Origin of the sequence: Anaerotignum sp. (genome assembly GCF_031981185.1) — a bacterium.
Classification (GTDB): domain Bacteria; phylum Bacillota; class Clostridia; order Lachnospirales; family Anaerotignaceae; genus Chakrabartyella.
The window spans coordinates 242-4,333 of sequence record NZ_DALYUL010000031.1; the positions used below are offsets into that span (position 1 = coordinate 242).

Annotated in this window: 7 protein-coding genes; all 7 read right to left on the reverse strand. The window is 39.0% G+C overall.

The window, feature by feature from the left end; translation table 11 throughout:
- Positions 1–652, reverse strand: a 652-nt coding sequence (locus RTK36_RS14305; protein ID WP_312047918.1) for a F0F1 ATP synthase subunit gamma, incomplete at its 3' end; no start/stop codon positions are given.
- A gap of 56 nt (positions 653–708) precedes the next feature.
- Positions 709–2,223: a F0F1 ATP synthase subunit alpha gene (gene atpA, locus RTK36_RS14310; RefSeq protein WP_312047919.1), complete on the reverse strand. Its 1,515-nt coding sequence runs from the start codon at positions 2,221–2,223 to the stop codon at positions 709–711.
- Positions 2,220–2,735 (reverse strand): ATP synthase F1 subunit delta, encoded by a 516-nt coding sequence (gene atpH, locus RTK36_RS14315; protein WP_312047920.1) that lies wholly within the window; start codon positions 2,733–2,735, stop codon positions 2,220–2,222. Before atpH ends, atpA begins: the two co-directional genes overlap by 4 nt.
- A complete protein-coding gene (gene atpF / locus RTK36_RS14320; RefSeq protein WP_312047921.1) occupies positions 2,732–3,220 on the reverse strand; it encodes a F0F1 ATP synthase subunit B in 489 nt (162 codons plus the stop codon). Before atpF ends, atpH begins: the two co-directional genes overlap by 4 nt.
- A gap of 19 nt (positions 3,221–3,239) precedes the next feature.
- Positions 3,240–3,464 (reverse strand): ATP synthase F0 subunit C, encoded by a 225-nt coding sequence (gene atpE / locus RTK36_RS14325; RefSeq protein ID WP_256150549.1) that lies wholly within the window; start codon positions 3,462–3,464, stop codon positions 3,240–3,242.
- A 25-nt stretch (positions 3,465–3,489) separates the two neighbouring features.
- Positions 3,490–3,714 (reverse strand): ATP synthase F0 subunit C, encoded by a 225-nt coding sequence (atpE, locus tag RTK36_RS14330; protein ID WP_312047922.1) that lies wholly within the window; start codon positions 3,712–3,714, stop codon positions 3,490–3,492.
- Between the two features lie 53 nt (positions 3,715–3,767).
- The coding region (locus tag RTK36_RS14335; protein WP_312047923.1) for a F0F1 ATP synthase subunit A at positions 3,768–4,092 on the reverse strand (325 nt) is incomplete at its 5' end.

Consider the following 4,092-nt stretch of genomic DNA (forward strand, 5'->3'; position numbering starts at 1 on the left):
GCATTACAATTTCGGGAGAGGGATCAAACAATGCATGGGGATATCCCAATTTTCTTTGTTCAAATTTCTTCCGTTCCAGAGGAAGAAGTTTTATCATTTTCACCTCTGATTTCATTGGTGTAATCATTTCTGTATAAATTACATATACCTCATCCAGATGACCTTTGATAAACAATTCCATAATTGTTTCCGAAATCATTTGCGCTCGATATAGGGTAGGCTCTTGGGCAATATATAAAAACTCACAATCTGCCGCTTGACCCTTACGCATGAAATGTTGCCGTCCAACCTGACCAACCAAAAAAAGTGAATTTTTCCCACCTTTACTCATTTCTTCCTCAGCTTTTTTAATCACGTTGTGATTGTATGCGCCTGCTAGTCCCTTGTCCGCAGTCACCACTAAATATCCTATATTTCTTTCCTCAACAGGAATATGATCATTCCTACGGAAATAGGCAGAGTTTACATGAGGGGCACGAACCAAAATATCGTAAATGGTATCTTGCAGTGCCTCAAAATATGGGTGGGTCGCTTGCAGGCTTTTTCTTGCTTTTTTTAATTTTGACGATGAAATCAGATACATGGCGTTTGTTATTTTCATAATATCCTGTATACTTTTGATTCTGGATCGGATTTCTCTCGCATTAGCCATAATAACCTCCACGATGCCCAAAGGCATCTATCCATACTAAAGAAGTCTACGATAAACTACCGCTCTCCTCTATATTTTTTAAATTCTTTTGCTGCACTTATAATCTTCTCAGTCAATTCATCGCTAAGTACTTTTTTATCTTCGATTTCTTGAATAATCTGACTATATTTTGCTCTAAAATAATCCATCAAATCACTGCGGAAGGTTTTCATTTCCTTTAGCGGAATATCCAAAAACACTTTATGATTCGCCGCCACCAATAAAATCACCTGCTCATGTAGGGGCAAAGGCTTAGATAATGGTTGCTTCAGCAATTCCATTTGATGTTTTCCATGCTCCAACAATTCCTTTGTTGTTTTATCCAAATCGGAAGCAAACTGAGTAAATACTTCCATCTCCCTATACTGAGCAAGATCGATTCGAAGGCTTCCAACGGCCTTTTTCATGGCTTTGCTCTGTGCCGCGCCACCAACACGGGAAACACTTAGACCAATGTTTACCGCAGGACGGTTGCCCGCAAAAAACAATTCACTTTCCAGAAAAATTTGTCCGTCAGTAATAGAAATTACATTCGTAGGTATGTATGCTGATACATCCCCCGCCAATGTTTCGATAATCGGAAGTGCTGTAATGGAACCACCACCATAAGCCTCGTCCAAACGGCAAGAACGCTCTAACAATCTGGAGTGGAGATAAAATACATCGCCGGGATATGCCTCTCTACCAGGAGATCTCTCTAACAGTAAGGACATGGTACGATAAGCCACCGCATGCTTTGATAGGTCATCATAAAAAATCAAAACATCCTTCCCTTGTTTCATAAAATATTCCGCCATTGCTGTTCCCGAATAGGGTGCAATATATTGCAGTGATGCCAAATCACTAGCAGCAGATGAAACAACAATAGAATAATCCATTGCGCCGTGTTTGTTTAATGTATTAACCAGTTTTGCAACGGTGGATGCCTTTTGTCCAATGGCAACATAGATACAGATAACATCCTGCCCTTTTTGATTTAAAATGGTATCTATAGCAATAGATGTTTTACCCGTCTGACGGTCTCCAATGATTAACTCACGCTGGCCTCTACCAATGGGAAACATAGAATCAATGGACAAAATCCCTGTCTGTAGGGGTACTGTTACTGGTTTTCTGGTGCAAACACCGGAAGCTTCATTCTCAATAGGGAAATAATCCTCTGCTTCAATGGAACCTTTTCCATCAATTGGACTTCCCAAAGCATCTACAACACGCCCTATCAGTTTGTTTGATACCGGCACACCGGCTCTTTTTTTCGTTCTGGTTACCTTTGCGCCTTCTCCCAGACCATAGTCTGAACCCAATAAAATACAACCTACTGATTTCGCCTCTAAATTCTGTACAATCCCGCGAACACCGGTTTCAAATTCAACCAATTCTCCATACATTGCCTGATCCAGACCATAAACACTGGCAATGCCATCACCAAGACGGATTAGGGTTCCTGTTTCCCTCACCGTTGTTTTTACTTCATAATCTTCTATCTCACTTTTTAAAACAGAAATAATTTCTGTCTGATTTATGTTGCTCAAACGTGCCACCTCCCAATTAAAGTTTTCTGCAACTCTGATAATGCACCTTTGATGCTTTTGTCAAACTCCGTACCCTCTGCATATAAAACAAAACCACCAATTAGGGAAGCGTCTTCTTCCAGATCGAGAAACACTTCTTTTTTCTTATACTTTTGGCACAACATACTCTTTATTTGCTCCAACTGCACATTTTCAGGCCTTGTCGCATAGAAAAGTTTTGCTTTCATTACGTCTCTTTGTTCAAACATCAAAGCGTCATATGCTTCCTTTATTTCACCAAAAGCGCCAATCATGTTATGGTCACATAATAATTTCATAAAATCCGCTATATCAGGCTCAAAAATATCATCTATCACAGCGTACTTTTCTTTTCTTTTGATCACAGGGTTCTCCAGTACTTCATTCAACGCGCTACAGTTATTCAGAAGTTTGTCTGTGGCATCCATCACTTCTTCTTTAACCTGCAAAAATTTCAATACTTTTCCATAATTCAACGCTCTCTGGGTAATCATTTCGCAGCACCTACTTCTTTTAAGAAATCACCAAGGTACTGTTGGTTGGTATCATTGTCTACATTTTTACCAACCAACTTGGAAGCTGCCAGCAGTGCAACATCGGCAATCTCAGTTTTAGCCATTTCCACAGATTTTTCTCTCTCCAATTCAATGGCCTTACGAGTTGCTTCCATAGTTCTAGCTGCTTCCTTTTTGGCTTCCTTCATAATAGAAACATATTCTATCTCGGCTCTTTGCTTCGCCTCTTTCAGGATGATGCCTGCCTGATTTCCTGCTTCTTTTATATCATTTTCATAGTCTTGTTTTAGCTGATAAGCTTCTGACTTTTTAAGATCAGCATCCTGTAAGGAACTCTCAATGGTTCTTTGTCTCTTTTCAATCACTGCGCCTACCCGCTGAAATAAAAACACCTTTAAGAATAGAAATAAAACAAGAATATTGATTATACTAACTATAATATAGGATAACTCTACATGAAACACTCACGGTCCCTCCTAAATCTTATTTTGAAAAAAAGATAATTAAAAATGCAATAACCAAACCATAAATTGCAGTTGCCTCCGCCAATGCACAACCTAAAATAAGAGTCTTGTTAATTTCACTTTTGGCCTCTGGCTGTCTTGCAATAGCCTCCGTTGCCTTACCTGTTGCAATTCCAATTCCAATACCTGCTCCAATGCCAGTAAACACGGCAATACCTGCACCTATTCCAATTAATGCTGTCATAATATAATCTCCTTTATTTAAAAAATTATTTTGAGAAAAAGATAATTAAAAATGCAATTACTAAGCCGTAAATTGCAGTTGCTTCCGCTAGCGCACAGCCTAAAATAAGAGTTTTGTTAATTTCACTCTTTGCCTCCGGCTGCCTTGCGATGGCCTCTGTGGCTTTGGATGTTGCAATACCAATGCCAACTCCCGCTCCAATACCAGTAAATACTGCGATACCAGCTCCTATTCCAATCAATGCTGTCATAGCTTCATCTCCTCATTCTCTAGTAAAATACATTCCCTGTTCTTTGCAATGTTCTACTCGTCTATTTTTTCCTGCATAAAAAGTGATGTTAAAAACACAAACACATATGCTTGCAATAACCCGTCGAAAACATCAAAATAAAAACCAAAGGGTAGCGGCACAATGACCGGTACAATCAGCCTTATCAATTCCATAATAACAAAGCCCCCGAAAATATTTCCAAAAAGTCTCATACACAAAGATAGGGGTCTTATAAAGATTTCCAAAATATTAAAGGGTAACATCGCTGGCATAGGGTGGGCAAAACTTTTAAAATACCCTCTGAGTCCTTTTTGATGCAAACCTGAATATTCAACTAAAATAATGCTCATAAAAGCA

Coding starts and splice junctions, on each gene's coding strand:
- atpE (WP_256150549.1), bottom strand. CDS start 3,464: ATGACAGCATTAATTGGAATAGGTGCAGGTATTGCCGTGTTTACTGGC.
- atpH (WP_312047920.1), bottom strand. CDS start 2,735: ATGATTACCCAGAGAGCGTTGAATTATGGAAAAGTATTGAAATTTTTG.
- atpE (WP_312047922.1), bottom strand. CDS start 3,714: ATGACAGCATTGATTGGAATAGGAGCTGGTATCGCAGTATTTACTGGT.